The organism is Yoonia vestfoldensis, from assembly GCF_002158905.1.
GTDB classification, from domain to species: Bacteria; Pseudomonadota; Alphaproteobacteria; order Rhodobacterales; family Rhodobacteraceae; genus Yoonia; species Yoonia vestfoldensis_B.
In genome coordinates, this window is the sequence record NZ_CP021431.1 from 1,254,256 (window position 1) to 1,267,299 (window position 13,044).

Genomic DNA, 13,044 nt, shown 5'->3' on the forward strand with positions numbered 1-13,044 from the left:
ACCAGATCAACAAGGACCGCATCATGGATTATCAGGCGATCACTCTTTCCATCCGCGACGCGGTCGCAACGCTGACACTGAACCGGCCAGCGGTGATGAATGCGCTGAACACGCAGATGCGCGCCGAAATCGCCCATGCCGTCAAAGCCGCCGAAAAGGAAGCGCGGGTGCTGGTCATGACCGGCGCGGGCAAGTCCTTTTGTTCGGGGCAGGATCTGGGCGATGGCGGCTCTGCGGCCTCGCTTGATCTGGAACGCACCCTGCGCGATGAATATGTGCCGATGCTCAAGGCGATCTTTGAGTGCCGCATCCCGACCATTGCCGCCGTGAACGGGGCTGCGGCGGGGGCGGGGGCCAATCTTGCGCTGGCCTGTGACGTGGTGATCGCGGCGGATAGCGCCTATTTCGTGCAGGCCTTTACCCGCATCGGCCTGATCCCCGACGCAGGCGGCACCTATTGGCTGCCGCGTCAGGTGGGCGCGGCCAAGGCCATGGGCGCGGCCCTTTTCGCCGATAAGATCACAGCACAGCAGGCCAGCGATTGGGGCATGATCTATGAAACCGCCCCCGATGCGGATTTCGCCGCCCATATCGACGCGCGCGCGGCCCATCTGGCACAGGGGCCAACCGTGGCTTACCGGCAGCTGAAAAAGGCCATTCGCGGATCATTCGAAAACACGCTTGATGCGCAGCTGGCGCTAGAGGCGCAGCTGCAAGGCCGCTGCGGCCAGACCCGCGATTTCCAAGAAGGCGTTGTGGCTTTCCTCGAAAAGCGCAAGCCGGTCTATGAGGGGCGCTGAAGCGCCAGATAAACGCTGTCATACCAGATGCCGCCGATGAAATAGGTCTTGGCGGCGCGATGCGTTTCGCGGAACCCAAGGCCGTGCAACACCCCGATTGAGGCCGCATTGCCGGGATCGACATCGGCGGTCAGCTGCGGCAGGTCTGTCGTGGCGAACAGATAGGGGATGATCGCGCGCATCGCCTCTGACACGATCCCTTGGCGCCAAAAGCCGCGTTGCAGGATGAATCCGATCTCGGTGTTTTTATAGAGACCGGCGCAACCGATCAGATTGCCCTGCATCTCGATCTGGAAATAGGTCGGGGATGCGGCAAAGGCGGCAATCCTTTGCGTCAACGCCGCCTGTGTCACGCTGCGGTCGGCATGGGGCAGGGTCGACCAATGTTTCATCGTCGCGGGATCACTGAAAATCGCGAACATCGCCTCCAGATCATCCGCGCGCGGGCCGCGCAGGATCAGCCGGTCTGTGGTCAGGCGCATGACAGGGTCCCCGCCGCGAAAAGGCCGCCCAAAGGCGGCCCCTTTATTCAGCGATTTTCGATATCGACATAATCGCGGGGCGTGGACCCCAGATACAATTGCCGTGGCCGGCCGATTTTCAGCTGTGGATCGGCCAGCTGTTCTTTCCATTGCGAAATCCAGCCCACGGTGCGCGCCAGCGCAAAGACCGGGGTGAACATCGAGGTCGGAAAGCCCATCGCCTCTAAGATGATGCCGGAATAGAAATCGACATTGGGGAACAATTTCTTTTCCGCAAAATAAGGATCGGCCAGCGCCTGGCGTTCCAATTCCTTGGCGACTTGCAGGATCGGGTTGTTTTCCACACCCATCAGATCCAACACCTCGTCGGCGGATTGTTTCATCACCGTCGCGCGGGGATCGAAGTTCTTGTAAACGCGGTGGCCGAAGCCCATCAGCCGGTAAGGATCGTTCTTGTCCTTGGCGCGGGCGATGAATTCGGGGATCCGGTCGGGCGTGCCGATTTCCTTGAGCATTTCCAGACAGGCCTGATTGGCGCCGCCATGCGCAGGCCCCCAAAGACAGGCGATACCGGCGGCGATACAGGCAAAAGGATTGGCACCGGAGGAAGAGGCCAGACGCACCGTCGAGGTTGATGCATTCTGTTCATGATCGGCATGCAGCGTGAAAATCCGGTCCATCGCACGCGCAAGGATCGGGTTGACGTTATATTGCTCGGCGGGGACAGCGAAACACATATGCAGGAAATTCGCCGCATAATCGAGATCATTGCGCGGATAGACGAAAGGCTGGCCAATCGAATATTTATAGGCCATCGCGGCAATCGTCGGCATCTTGGCGATCAGGCGGATGGACGCCACCTCGCGCTGGTGTTCGTCATTGATATCGGTGCTGTCATGGTAAAAGGCCGACATTGCGCCCACGACACCGACCATGGTCGCCATCGGATGCGCATCGCGGCGGAAGCCACGGAAGAAGTTGTGCATCTGTTCATGGATCATCGTGTGATTGGTCACGAGTGATTCAAATTTTTCCAATTCCGCCGCCGAAGGCAATTCCCCGTAAAGCAGCAGATAGCAGACTTCGAGATAATGCGACTGGCTGGCCAGCTGGTCGATCGGATAGCCCCGGTGCAGCAATTCACCCTTGTCGCCGTCGATGAAGGTGATCGTGCTGTCGCAGGCCGCGGTCGAGGTAAAGCCGGGGTCATAGGTAAAGACATCGGCCTGGGCATAAAGCTTGCGGATATCAAGCACATCCGGGCCGGCGGTCGGGGAATAGACAGGCAGGTCATAGGTCTTGCCCTTGATCGTCAGTTTCGCGGTATCTGTCGTTTCAGCCATGGTGCTTTCCCTCATCTGCGGCGCATCAATCCGCGCCCGCGCGTCGTATTCAATTCTACCCGATAATCACCCTTTGTGACGATCTGGTTTACATGCTGGCATCCGAAAGGCGGCCAATCGTCTCGGATTGCCCCAGAACCAGCATCATGTCGAAAACGCTGGGTGACACCGCGCGCCCGGCCAAAGCGGCGCGCAGAGGTCCCGCCAGTTTGCCAAGCTTGGTGTCATGCACTTGGGCCGTGGTCGCAACGATGCTTTCCAGAGTATCTCGGGTCCAGCTAGCATTTTGCAACTGCGGCGTCAATTCCGACAGTATACCACGGGATACATCGGTAAGTTGCGCAGCGGATTTCTCGTCCGGGGCGATGGGCCGGCTGGTCAGGATAAAATGCGCCTTTTCAATCAGTTCCGGAAAGGTCTTGGCCCGTTCTTTGAGGCAATACATGCCGCGCAACAGCCCGTCTTTTTGTGCCTCATCCAGCGGTGCGGCGCCGGTTGCGGCCAGGTAGCCCTGCAATTCATGCAGCAGCGCAGCATCATCGGCGGCCGCGATATGCTGACCAGAAAGATGTTCCAGCTTGGCGGTGTCGAACCGCGCGGGTGATTTGCCGATTCCATCGAGATCGAACCAATCGCGCGCCTGCGCATCGGTAAAGAATTCCGCATCGCCATGGCTCCAGCCCAGACGGGCCAGGTAATTGCGCATCCCCGCCGCCGGATAGCCCAGTGCCTGGTATTCCGCAGCGCCGGTGGCGCCATGGCGCTTGGACAATTTCTTGCCATCGGGACCATAGATCAGCGGGATATGCGCCAGCACGGGCTGTGGCCAGCCCATCGCCTCATAGATCAGGTTCTGCCGGAAGGCATTGGCCAGATGGTCATCGCCGCGGATCACATGGGTCACGCCCATGTCGTGATCATCGACCACGACGGCCAGCATATAGACCGGGCTGCCATCTGACCGCAGCAGGACCATATCGTCAAGCTGGTCATTGGACCATGTGACATCGCCCTGGACGGCGTCATGCAGCGTTGTCGTGCCGCTGCGCGGGGCCTTGATGCGGATCACATAAGGTGCATCGGGATGCACCTTACTGTCAGCGTCGCGCCAGGGCGAACGGAACAGGGTCGAGGCTTTCTGCGCGCGGGCCTCTTCGCGGAAGGCCTCGATCTCGTCTTGGGTGCTGAAACATTTATAGGCCTTGCCCGCCGCCAGCAGCGCATGGGCCACCTCGGCATGGCGCGCGGCGCTGTCGAACTGGCTGACAGGATCGCCGTCCCAATCCAGCCCCAGCCATGTCAGCCCGTCCAGAATCGCCTGCGCATTTTCAGGGGTAGACCGCGCGCGGTCGGTATCCTCGATCCGCAGCAGGAACTTGCCACCGCGCCCGCGCGCGTAAAGCCAGTTGAAAAGGGCCGTGCGCGCGCCCCCGATATGCAAGGCACCCGTGGGCGAGGGGGCGAAACGTGTGACGACGGGACGGGACATGATGGGCTTTAACCTTTCGTTCACCAGCTTTGAGATAATCTGCCGGTGCCCCTTGGGGATAGCCAGCCAAAGGACGAAGAACAAGTGCGAGCCGTGGTCGAAGACGCGCTTTTGGCGCAGCGCGGGGGGCTGTTGTGCTGGGTGCCGGTCTGGCTTGGGCTGGGGATCGGGTGGTATTTCGCGCAAGGCCAGGAACCGGGGGCGTTTGTGCTGGCCGCGGGGGCGGGCCTTGGGCTGGCGGTGTTGCTGGGGCTGCCGCATATCGGCGTGGCCTATCGCCCCGTCGCGATGGCCGTCATCATCGCCATGACCGGGGCCGGTCTTGCCAAATACCGCAGCGATGCCATGGCAGCACCCATGCTAAGCTTTCGCTATTACGGCGCGATCGAGGGGCGGGTCGTCAATATCGACCGCTCTGCCAGCGATGCGCAGCGGCTGACGCTGGACCGGGTGGTGCTGGACCGGATGCCCCCCGAGCGGACACCGGCGCGCGTGCGCGTGTCGGTGCATGGCGATCAGCCGCTGGCGCGCTATCACCCCGGCGACGTGCTGGTCATGACCGGCCATCTGTCACCCCCCGCAGGGCCGGCAGAACCGGGTGGTTTTGATTTCCAGCGCCATGCCTGGTTTCTGGGCCTGGGCGCGGTCGGCTATACCCGCACGCCTGTGCTGCGGCTGGCGGCACCTGACAGCCCCGATGCGATGATGCGGATTTTCGCGCTGCGCATGGCGATTTCGCGCGCCGTGCAAGAGGCGATCCCCGGCGAGGCGGGCGCCTTTGCCGCCGCGATCATGACCGGGGACCGGTCCGGCATGGGGCAGGAAAGCCTTGCGGCGCTGCGCGCATCGAACCTGGCGCATCTGCTGGCGATTTCGGGGCTGCATATGGGGCTGTTGACGGGGTTTGTCTTTGCGGTGGTCCGCTATGGGCTGGCGCTGGTGCCCTTTGTCGCGCTGCGCTGGCCCGGCAAAAAGATCGCGGCTGTCGCGGCCTTGATCGTGGGGGCGTTCTATCTGGCCTTGTCGGGGGGCAATGTGGCGACCGAGCGCGCCTTTGTCATGGTGGCGGTGATGCTGGTCGCGGTCCTGCTGGGGCGGCGCGCGCTGACCTTGCGCGCGGTGGCCATTGCCGCGATCATCGTGCTGGTCTGGCAGCCCGAGGCGCTGACCGGGCCGGGGTTTCAGATGTCATTCGCGGCCACGGTCGCGCTTGTCGCGGTGTTTCGGGCCTTGCGCGGTGTCGATCTTTACCGCTTGCCGCGCTGGACGCGTCCGGTGTTGTCGGTCTTTGTGTCGTCGCTGGTGGCGGGGTTGGCGACAGCGCCATTCGCGGCGGCGCATTTCAACATCCTGTCGCATTACGGGCTGATCGCCAATCTGATCAGCGTGCCCTTGATGGGGGCGCTGGTCATGCCTGCGGCGGTGCTGGCGGCCTGTCTTTGGCCCTTGGGGCTGGACTGGATCGGTTTCGCGCTGATGGAGCCGGGGCTGCGTTGGATCTTGTTCGTGGCCGAGACCACCGCCGCCCAGCCCCGCGCTTTCAGCCATGTGATCGCGCCGCCCAAACCGGTTTTGCCGCTGCTGGCGCTGGCGCTGCTTTGGCTGATCCTGTGGCAGGGGCGGGCGCGGTTCGCGGGGCTGGCGCTGGCGGTGCTGCCCTTTGTGATCTGGCAGCAAGGCACAAGGCCCGCGCTGCTGGTGGCGGATGACGGGGGGCTGATCGGGCTGATGGGGACCGAAGGGCGCGCCTTGTCCAAAGCCACGGGCGGCAGTTTCGTGGCCGGTATCTGGCTGGAAAATGATGGCGGGCCGGTGGCGCAGCAGGATGCGGCGTCGCGAAGCGGTTTGCTGCGCGAGGGCCGTGTCGTGACGGCCATGCTGGGAGAGTGGCGGATCATGCAGGTATCGGGCAAGACCGCGCTGGCCGCTTTGCAAGGCTGTGGCGGCGCGGATGTGCTGATCCTGAACCAGCCCGATTCCAGTACGGGTGCCAGCACGGGTGCCAGCGCGGGTGACAGAACGCGCCCCTGTCTGGTCTATGACGCGATCCGGCTGCGCGAGACCGGCGCGCTGGCCCTTGACCAAGCTGCGGATGGCGCGCTGCGCATCGTCACCTCAGGTGCGGCTGCGGGCAACAGGCCCTGGAACGGGCGCAGCGGCGCGCCGGATGCGCCGCTTGTGCTGATGCGTCAATAGGTGCGGATCAGCCCGACCAGCCGGCCCTGCACCTTGACCTGATCATCGCGGAAAACGCGGGTTTCATAGGCGGGGTTTGCCGCTTCTAATGCGATGGCGCTGCCATTGCGGCGGAACCGTTTCAACGTGGCTTCCTGGCCTTCGACCAGCGCCACCACGATATCGCCATTATTGGCGACAGAGGTTTCGCGGATCACCACCACATCGCCATCATTGATCCCGGCCTCGATCATGGAATCGCCTTTGACCTCGAGCGCGTAATGTTCGCCCTTGCCCAGCATGGATTGCGGCACATGGACATGATGAGAGATTTCGGAAATCGCCTCGATCGGGACACCGGCGGCGATGCGGCCCATCACCGGCAGCGACATGGACCCGCCTTCGACCGGCAGCGCGGCGGCGGGTTTGCCAGCAGGTTTGTCACCCGCGATCACCCGTGGCTGAAAGCCGCTGCCCAGCATGCTGTCGGGCAGTTTCACGATTTCCAGCGCCCGCGCCCGATGCGCCAGACGGCGGATGAAACCGCGTTCTTCCAATGCCGTGATCAGCCGGTGGATGCCCGATTTCGACCGCAGATCGAGCGCTTCTTTCATTTCATCGAAACTGGGCGGCACGCCGTCGCGCTGGACCCGTGTATGGATGAAGGCCAGAAGGTCGAGCTGTTTCTTGGTTAACATGACGAAATCCTTGGGCTGGTTTTGCTTATGTTCTACCGATGTTCCCCTTTTGTGTCAATTGCCTTGCAATTGACGTCTCCGACGGGAGTATTTTTGGAAAAAAGAAGATGTCAGAGCGGCAGGAGCTGCAGGCTCTCGCCGGCTTTGCGTGCGGGGTCATGCGGCGGGCGCAGGGCGAGGCAATTGGCCTGTGTCAGCACGCTAAGCAGGCTGCTGTCCTGGCGGTCGTAGATCGTGACCTGGCCATTGGCCAGATGGGCGCGCATGTAATGGGCGCGCGGCCCGTTGCTGCCGATGTCATGGGCAAGGGCCGCGGTGTGCAGCGGTGCGGGATCCGCGCCCAGCCCCAGCATCTTGCGGATCACCGGCAGCACGAAGACATGGCCGCAGACCATGGCCGAGACCGGATTGCCGGGCAGGCCGATCATCGCGGCATTGCCAAGCCGCCCGGCCATCAGCGGTTTGCCGGGCCGCATCGCGATCTTGTAGAAACTGCGCTGCATGCCCAGGGTCTGCGCCACCTGTCCGACCAGATCGTGATCGCCCACAGAGGCCCCGCCGATGGTGATGATCAGATCGGCACCGCGCGCAAGTGCGAAGCTTTGTTCCAGCGCGGCGATATTGTCGCGCGCGATGGGCAGCAGCCGGGCGGTGGCGCCTGCGGCCTCGACCAGCGCGGCCAGCCCATAGCTGTTGGAGGCGATGATCTGATCGGGGCCAGGGTGATCGCCGGGCTGGACCAGCTCGTCCCCGGTGGCGATGATCGCGACCAGCGGTTTGCGGGTGACCGGCACCTGGGCGATATTCATTGCCGCCAGCAAGGCGATATCGCTGGGCGTCAGACGGCGCGGGGCGGGCAGGGGCGTGCCTTGCGCGAAATCGCCGCCTTGGGGGCGGATGTTGCTGCCGCTGTCTGAGGCGTCAGTGATGGTGATCGTATCGCCCGCGCGGGTGACGTTTTCCTGAATGACCACGCGCGCCGCGCCCGCAGGCAGTGGCGCGCCGGTGAAGATCCGCAACGCCTGCCCCGGGGCCAGCTTGCCCTGCCAGCCATGGCCTGCGGCCGCCTCGCCGATCACTTGCAGCGTCGCGCCTTGGCGGTGATCGCTGGCATGGACCGCATAGCCATCCATCGCAGAGGCCGCGAAAGGCGGCTGGTCGCGCCGCGCGGTCACATCGCGCGCCAGCACACGCTGGGCCGCGGCGCGCAGCGGCACGTCTTCGGCTGGCAAGGGCGTGACCAGCGCAAAGAGGTCGCGCAGGGCCTCTGCAACGCTGATCATGGCGCGGTGAACCGCCCCGATTTGCCACCATCCTTGAGCGTGACGCGCAAGCCGCCGATGACCATGTCCTTTTGCACCGCCTTGACCATGTCATAGATGGTCAGCGCGGCTGTGCTGGCGGCGGTCAGCGCTTCCATTTCCACGCCGGTCTGGCCGCTGGTTTTGACCGTGGCGCTGATCCGGATGCCGGGCAGCTGCGCATCGGGGGTCAGGTCCAGCGCGACCCGGGTGATCGGCAGCGGATGGCAAAGCGGGATCAGATCGGCGGTTTTCTTGGCTGCCATGATGCCTGCGATCCGCGCGATCCCCAGCACATCGCCTTTTTTGGCGCGGCCTTGGGTGATCAGCGCCAGCGTATCGGATGACATCACGATATGCGCCTCGGCCACGGCGATCCGGTCGGTCACGGCCTTGTCCGAGACATCGACCATATGGGCCTGCCCCTCGGCGTCGAAATGCGTCAGCCCGGTCATAGCATCGCCCCTGTCGCGGGGTTGGCCAGCAGCTTTGCGGTGGCGCTGGCCACGTCATCCTGGCGCATCAGGCTTTCGCCGATCAGGAAGGCACGCGCGCCATAGCGCGCCATATCGGCCAGATCCGCGGGGGTGAATAGCCCGCTTTCGCAGACGATGCGCCGGTCTTCGGGCACCCGTTTGGACAGAAGGCGCGTGGTGTCCAGCGTGACCTCGAAGGTTTTCAGATTGCGGTTGTTGATCCCGATCAGCGGCGAGCGCAACAGCACCGCGCGGTCCAGTTCGCCCTGGTCATGCACCTCGATCAGCACATCCATCTGCCAATCCATGGCGGCCTGTTCCAATTCCTGCGCCTGGGCATCACTGACCGAGGCCATGATGATCAAGATGCAATCGGCCCCCAAGGCGCGGGATTCCGCGACCTGCCAGGGATCATAGAGGAAATCCTTGCGCAATGCGGGCAGCGCACAGGCATCACGCGCGGCGACCAGATAGCTGTCATCGCCTTGAAAGGACGGGGCGTCGGTCAGCACCGACAGGCAGGTGGCGCCGCCTTGTTCATATGCCTGCGCCAAGGCGGCAGGGTTGAAATCGGCGCGGATCAGACCTTTGGAGGGGCTGGCTTTCTTGATCTCGGCGATCAGGCCGTATCCTTCGCGGCTGGCCCCCGCCAAGGCATCGGCGAAACCGCGCACGGGGCTGGCGTCGCGGGCCTGCGCCTCGACCTCGGCCAAGGGCAGGGCGGCTTTGCGCGCGGCCACATCCGCCAGTTTATACTCTTTGATCTTGGCAAGGATGTCGGTCATGGGTCCGCCCAATTGATAGATGTGTCGCCTCGATCCATAAGCCAGTCATTCACTTTTGAAAATGGGCGCGACCCGAAAAACCCCCGATGCGCCGAGAGCGGCGAGGGATGCGCCGCGCGCAGGATCAGATGGTGATCGCGCAATTGGTCTGCATATCTCTGCGCCTGCGCCCCCCAGAGGATAAAGGCACGCGGTTGCGCATCAAGCCGCGCCAGCACTTGGCGCACCAGCCTGTCCCAGCCCAATTTACCATGCGCGCCCGCCTGTCCGGGCAGGACGCTCAATGCCGTGTTCAGCAGCAATACCCCCTGATCGGCCCAATCATGCAGATTTTTCTTGCTGCGGCTTTGGCCGGTATCGCTATGGATTTCCTTGAAAATATTGCCAAGGCTGGCCAGATTGCCCGCAAAGGCGGGGTTGATCGAAAAGGCCAGGCCATCGGCCTTGGCGGGGCTGTGATAGGGGTCTTGGCCGATGATCACGACGCGCGTGGCGGCAGGCTGGCAGCGTTCCAGCGCGGCAAAGGTCAGCGCGGGTGGCGGCAGGATATCGCGGCCCAGCTGCGGCGTGATCTTTGGCAGATCATCGCGGAAAAACGGCAGATCGGCCCAATCCCCAAGGCGTGCCAGATCAAACATCAGGCATTGGTGACGCGTACCAGCGCGGCCAGCGCCGCCTTGGCCTTGCCGCTGTCGATACTGTCGCGGGCGATGGCGACCCCGTCACGCAGATCACTGGCCTTATCGGCCACGACCAAGGCGGCGGCGGCATTGAACAGCACCGCGTCGCGGTAGGCGCCGGCTGCGCCATCCAGCAGGCCGCGCAGCGCTTGCGCGTTCTGCGCGGGGGTGCCGCCGATGATGTCGCGAAAGGCATGTTCGGGCAGGCCCGCATCCTCGGGGTGGATCTGGCGGCTGGTGATCTTGCCATCCGCCAGCATCGCCACCGATGTTGGCCCGCAGATCGTGATTTCATCGGTGCCATCGCTGCCATGGACCAGCCATGCCTTTTCACTGCCAAGCTGTTGCAGGGTTTCGGCCATCGGAAAGATCAGGTCGATGGCAAAGGCCCCCGTTAGCTGACGTTTCACGCCTGCGGGATTTGTCAATGGTCCCAATATGTTAAAGATCGTCTTGCAGCCAAGTTCCAACCTGACAGGCCCGACATGGCGCATCGCGGGATGATGCAAAGGGGCCATCATGAAACCGATGCCCGCCTCGGCAATGGCGCGTTCGACCACATCCGGCGTGACGTTGACATTGATCCCAAGCGCCGACTGCACATCCGCCGTGCCGGATTTCGACGACAGGTTGCGGTTGCCATGTTTGGCAACCGGCACGCCTGCGCCCGCCACGACAAAGCCGGTGGCGGTGGAAATATTCAGCGTATGTTTGCCGTCACCGCCGGTGCCGACGATATCCATCGCCCCTGCGGGCGCGGTGACAGGGACGCAATGCGCGCGCATGACGGCGGCGGCGGCGGCATATTCGGACACGGCCTCGCCGCGGGCGCGCAGGGCCATCAGCAGCCCGCCGATCTGGGCCGGGGTGGCATTGCCCGCAAAGAGATGGCCGAACGCCTCTTCGGCCTGCGCGCGCGACAAGGGCCCTTCAGAGGCGGCATAGATCAGCGGTTTCATCGCCTCGGTCATGCCGGCACCTTGGCCAGATCAAGGAAATTGCGCAACAGCGCATGCCCATGTTCGGACCGGATGCTTTCGGGATGGAATTGCACGCCGTGGATCGGCAGCGTTTCATGCTGCAAACCCATGATCGTGCCATCCTCCAGATCGGCGGTCACTTGCAGGCAATCGGGCAGGGTGGCGCGGTCCACCACCAGTGAATGATAGCGCGTGGCGGCAAAGGGGCTGGGCAGCCCCGCAAAGAGGCCCTGACCGTTGTGCCGCATCTGGCCCATCTTGCCATGCACGATTTCATGGCAGCGGATGACATGGCCGCCGAACGCCTCGCCAATCGCCTGATGGCCAAGGCAGACACCCAGCAGGGGCATCCCGGTTTCGGCAGCGGCATGGACCAGCGGCAGGCAGATGCCCGCCTGTGCCGGATCACAAGGACCGGGCGACAGCACGATGGCTGCGGGCCGCATCGCCATGGCCTGTTGCACATCCAGCGCATCATTGCGGCGTACGACGACATCTGCCCCAAGTTCGCCCAAATAATGCACCAGATTATAGGTAAAGCTGTCGTAATTATCGATCAAAAGCAGCATGGACCCGTCCTGTAAGCTGTAAATTTGGGGCTACCGTCCGCCGCCAAGCTGACGATATAAGCGCCGCCATACATGGGCCGACAGGGCTTGCCGCGTCAAGGCCGAAGGCGGCCGGCGCATTTGCAATAAGGATGGCAGTCACATGCGGGCATTTCTGGCGGGGGGGTTCTGGGCGGTTCTGGTCGGGGGTGGGGCGCTTGCGGTGCTATCGCTGGCGATGGATCCGCCACAGGCGCCAGATCAGATTGATCCGCCAGAGGCCGCAGCCGCCGCGCCCCAAACAGCCGTGCCCGAAACGGCCGTGCCTGAAACAACCGTGCCCGAAACAGCCGTCGAGACCGAAACAGCGGTCGAAGCCGCGCCCGTGACGCCGCCGCAGGCCTCGGCGCCCGTCGCAGAGGTGCCCAGCCCGCCTGAACCCCAGCCTGAAATCCAGCCTGAACCCCAGCCTGAACCCGAAACGCAAAGCCAGATCATGCCCTCGGCCGCTTTGCCGCAATCCACGGCGGATGTGCGGGTCAACCGGCCACGCGCCGCCCCCGATACCGCAACCGCAGAGCTGATGCCCGACGAGATGATCATCGCGCCCTTGCAGCGCTTTGCCGCCGATTTCGACTATGCCGCCGATCTGCCGATGATCGCTTTGGTGCTGCTGGATGATCCGCTGATGCGCGACGCGCCTGCGGTGCTGCGCCAGCTGCCTTTCGTGCCAAGCGTGGTGTTGAACGCCACGACGCCCGGGGTGACTGCCCGGATGCAGGCCTACCGCGCTGCGGGGATCGAGCTGTTGTTGCAGGCCGATCTGCCGCCGGGCGCGCAGCCCTCTGATCTGGCGGTGATCTATAGCGGCGCTTTCGCCCTTGTCCCCGAGGCCATCGCCCTGTTTTCAGACGGCACCGGGCCAGAGGTGACAGAGCGCGCGCTGGCCGATCACGCGCTGCGCCTGATCGGTGATGCGGGGCGCGGTTTTGTCACTTTGCCGCGCGGTCTGGGCGGGGCCATGCGCAATGTCGCCACAGACGGGGTGCCGGTGGCGCAGATCGCGCGCCGCCTGGATGCCGGCGGCGAGACGCGCGACGCGATCACGCGCAGCCTGCAACAAGCGGCGCTGCGCGCGCGCCAATCGGGGCATGTCGTGCTGCTGGGGCAGATGACGCCCGAGACGCTGGCGGCGATCCGCGACTGGGCCGCGCGCAGCGATCCGGCGCAGATTTCACTGGCCCCGGTATCAGCGATCCTGCTGGGGCAATTGGCGCAATAAGCCGC

13 protein-coding genes are annotated in these 13,044 nt (G+C 63.8%); 3 read left to right on the top strand and 10 right to left on the bottom strand.

The genetic code is table 11. The features are described 5' to 3' along the window. Nucleotides 1–23 precede the first annotated feature (23 nt). A complete protein-coding gene (locus LOKVESSMR4R_RS06135) occupies nucleotides 24–800 on the top strand; it encodes an enoyl-CoA hydratase-related protein (protein WP_087206764.1) in 777 nt (258 codons plus the stop codon). Here LOKVESSMR4R_RS06135 and LOKVESSMR4R_RS06140 read toward each other — a convergent pair. The 3 genes from LOKVESSMR4R_RS06140 to gltX all read right to left on the bottom strand — a co-directional run bounded on the left by LOKVESSMR4R_RS06140 (nucleotide 785) and on the right by gltX (nucleotide 4,114). Further along, on the bottom strand, nucleotides 785–1,282 hold the full coding sequence (locus tag LOKVESSMR4R_RS06140) for a GNAT family N-acetyltransferase (protein WP_087206765.1): 498 nt from the start codon (nucleotides 1,280–1,282) through the stop codon (nucleotides 785–787). The two genes, LOKVESSMR4R_RS06135 and LOKVESSMR4R_RS06140, sit on opposite strands and share 16 nt — an antisense overlap. A 47-nt stretch (nucleotides 1,283–1,329) precedes the next feature. Beyond that, nucleotides 1,330–2,625 (bottom strand): citrate synthase, encoded by a 1,296-nt coding sequence (locus LOKVESSMR4R_RS06145; protein WP_087206766.1) that lies wholly within the window; start codon nucleotides 2,623–2,625, stop codon nucleotides 1,330–1,332. A gap of 88 nt (nucleotides 2,626–2,713) precedes the next feature. Next, nucleotides 2,714–4,114, bottom strand: a complete 1,401-nt coding sequence (gene gltX / locus LOKVESSMR4R_RS06150) for a glutamate--tRNA ligase (RefSeq protein WP_087206767.1) — start codon at nucleotides 4,112–4,114, stop codon at nucleotides 2,714–2,716. Between the two features lie 93 nt (nucleotides 4,115–4,207). Between gltX and LOKVESSMR4R_RS06155 the strand changes: the two genes are divergently transcribed. Next, on the top strand, nucleotides 4,208–6,310 hold the full coding sequence (locus tag LOKVESSMR4R_RS06155) for a ComEC/Rec2 family competence protein (protein ID WP_087206768.1): 2,103 nt from the start codon (nucleotides 4,208–4,210) through the stop codon (nucleotides 6,308–6,310). Here the strand turns inward: LOKVESSMR4R_RS06155 and lexA are convergent. The 7 genes from lexA to LOKVESSMR4R_RS06190 all read right to left on the bottom strand — a co-directional run bounded on the left by lexA (nucleotide 6,304) and on the right by LOKVESSMR4R_RS06190 (nucleotide 11,778). Then, entirely contained in the window at nucleotides 6,304–6,987 is a 684-nt protein-coding gene (gene lexA / locus LOKVESSMR4R_RS06160) for a transcriptional repressor LexA (RefSeq protein WP_087206769.1), read from the bottom strand. The two genes, LOKVESSMR4R_RS06155 and lexA, sit on opposite strands and share 7 nt — an antisense overlap. 110 nt (nucleotides 6,988–7,097) lie before the next feature. Further along, nucleotides 7,098–8,270 (bottom strand): gephyrin-like molybdotransferase Glp, encoded by a 1,173-nt coding sequence (gene glp, locus LOKVESSMR4R_RS06165; protein WP_087206770.1) that lies wholly within the window; start codon nucleotides 8,268–8,270, stop codon nucleotides 7,098–7,100. Further along, nucleotides 8,267–8,743 (bottom strand): cyclic pyranopterin monophosphate synthase MoaC, encoded by a 477-nt coding sequence (moaC, locus tag LOKVESSMR4R_RS06170; RefSeq protein WP_087206771.1) that lies wholly within the window; start codon nucleotides 8,741–8,743, stop codon nucleotides 8,267–8,269. The genes glp and moaC overlap by 4 nt, the downstream gene beginning before the upstream one ends. Continuing rightward, complete coding sequence (gene trpC / locus LOKVESSMR4R_RS06175; RefSeq protein ID WP_087206772.1) at nucleotides 8,740–9,549, bottom strand: indole-3-glycerol phosphate synthase TrpC; 810 nt, start codon at nucleotides 9,547–9,549, stop codon at nucleotides 8,740–8,742. The genes moaC and trpC overlap by 4 nt, the downstream gene beginning before the upstream one ends. Continuing rightward, nucleotides 9,546–10,187 (bottom strand): uracil-DNA glycosylase, encoded by a 642-nt coding sequence (locus tag LOKVESSMR4R_RS06180; protein WP_087206773.1) that lies wholly within the window; start codon nucleotides 10,185–10,187, stop codon nucleotides 9,546–9,548. Before LOKVESSMR4R_RS06180 ends, trpC begins: the two co-directional genes overlap by 4 nt. Continuing rightward, nucleotides 10,187–11,200 carry an anthranilate phosphoribosyltransferase gene (gene trpD, locus LOKVESSMR4R_RS06185; protein ID WP_087206774.1) on the bottom strand — a complete coding sequence of 338 codons (1,014 nt, stop codon included), beginning with the start codon at nucleotides 11,198–11,200 and terminating at the stop codon, nucleotides 10,187–10,189. The genes LOKVESSMR4R_RS06180 and trpD overlap by 1 nt, the downstream gene beginning before the upstream one ends. Beyond that, nucleotides 11,197–11,778 (bottom strand): aminodeoxychorismate/anthranilate synthase component II, encoded by a 582-nt coding sequence (locus tag LOKVESSMR4R_RS06190; RefSeq protein ID WP_087206775.1) that lies wholly within the window; start codon nucleotides 11,776–11,778, stop codon nucleotides 11,197–11,199. Before LOKVESSMR4R_RS06190 ends, trpD begins: the two co-directional genes overlap by 4 nt. Before the next feature lie 142 nt (nucleotides 11,779–11,920). Here LOKVESSMR4R_RS06190 and LOKVESSMR4R_RS06195 point away from each other — a divergent pair, with 142 nt between their 5' ends. Next, on the top strand, nucleotides 11,921–13,039 hold the full coding sequence (locus tag LOKVESSMR4R_RS06195) for a divergent polysaccharide deacetylase family protein (protein WP_087206776.1): 1,119 nt from the start codon (nucleotides 11,921–11,923) through the stop codon (nucleotides 13,037–13,039). The last annotated feature ends 5 nt before the right edge of the window (nucleotides 13,040–13,044 follow it).